This is a genomic window from Pseudomonas sp. NPDC089743, from assembly GCF_044748785.1.
Lineage (GTDB): Bacteria > Pseudomonadota > Gammaproteobacteria > Pseudomonadales > Pseudomonadaceae > Aquipseudomonas > Aquipseudomonas putida_X.
On the sequence record NZ_JBIVGS010000041.1, the window covers coordinates 1 to 1,382 of the forward strand.

Annotated in this window: 1 protein-coding gene; it reads right to left on the reverse strand. The window is 59.0% G+C overall.

Going from position 1 to position 1,382, the window contains the following annotated elements; translation table 11 throughout:
- Window positions 1-58: 58 nt before the first annotated feature.
- Window positions 59-1,255, reverse strand: a complete 1,197-nt coding sequence (locus tag ACIPZC_RS26015; RefSeq protein ID WP_004575957.1) for an IS256 family transposase — start codon at window positions 1,253-1,255, stop codon at window positions 59-61.
- Window positions 1,256-1,382 lie beyond the last annotated feature (127 nt).

A 1,382-nucleotide genomic window follows, 5' to 3' on the forward strand; every position in this document is an offset into this window, starting at 1 on the left:
TGATCGTGTCCCGGGAAGTGGTGTAACTCATCATGGTTCTGGCCGCTGAGTTCGCCGTTTAGTTGATCACGGCCGACAGCTTGGCCTGTGGATTATCGCTGACTGCCTCAAAGGCCTCCAACTGCATGTAACGCCGTTGCAGGCACCACTCGTCGTTCTGCTCCAGCAGCATCGCGCCTACCAGCCGTGTGATTGCAGGATCGTTGGGAAAGATGCCTACGACGTCGGTGCGGCGTTTGATCTCCGCGTTAAGCCGCTCCAGTGGATTGGTGCTGTGTAATTGCTGTCGGTGCGCTTTTGGAAACGCCATGTGAGCCAGCACTTCATCCTCGCAGCCGTCCATGAGTGTCGCGATCTTGGGGTATTTTTCGCGTAGCTGATCAGCGACCAAACGCCATTGCTGATGGCATTCGGCACGGCTGTCCTGGGCGAAGACTGTGCGCAGTAGGGCCGCCACCATGGTGCGCTGACCTTTGCCGACGTGGGCCATGGCATTACGCATGAAATGCACACGGCAGCGCTGCCAGGTCGCGTTGAAGACCTTGGAAACAGCCGCCTTGAGCCCTTCGTGGGCGTCGGAGATGACCAGCTTCACGCCCCGCAAGCCACGTCGCGTGAGGCTGCGCAGGAAGTCTGTCCAGAACGGCTCAGCCTCTGACGGCCCAACCCGCATGCCCAGGACTTCGCGGCCACCGTCGGTGTTCACGGCCACGGCGATTATTACGGCGACCGAGACGATGCGTCCGGCCTCCCGCACTTTGACGTAGGTGGCATCGATCCAGAGATAGGGCCAGTCGCCCTCAAGCGGGCGGTCAAGGAAGGCGTGAACGCGCTCATCGATCTCACCAGCTAGCCGTGAGACCTGGCTTTTGGAGATGCCGGTCATGCCCATGGCTTTGACCAGCTCGTCCACTGAGCGTGTTGAAACGCCTTGGATGTAGGCCTCCTGGATGACTGCCGCCATGGCTTTCTCAGCGGTGCGTCGAGGTTCAAGGAAACCAGGGAAATAGCTGCCTTGGCGCAGCTTGGGAATCTTAAGGTCTACGTCGCCTGCGCGGGTTTGCCAAAGACGATCGCGGTAGCCATTACGGCTATTTGTCCGGTCTGGGCTTTTGACATCGAAGCCCGCGCCGCACAGGCCTTCGACGTCGAACTCCATCATGCGCTGGGCAACGAACTGGATCATTTGCTTGAGCAGATCAGCGTCTGCCCCTTTCTCAACCAACTCGGTCAATGCGATAGTGGGCTTGGTCATCGTGGTTTCTCTGGTGAGTGTTTGGTCTTCGCAAACTCAACGTTAGCCAAGAACCACGATGACCATCCTCTTTCGCCCGCAGGGCGCCTTCGGCTGGTTCAGTTACACCACTTCCCGGGACACGATC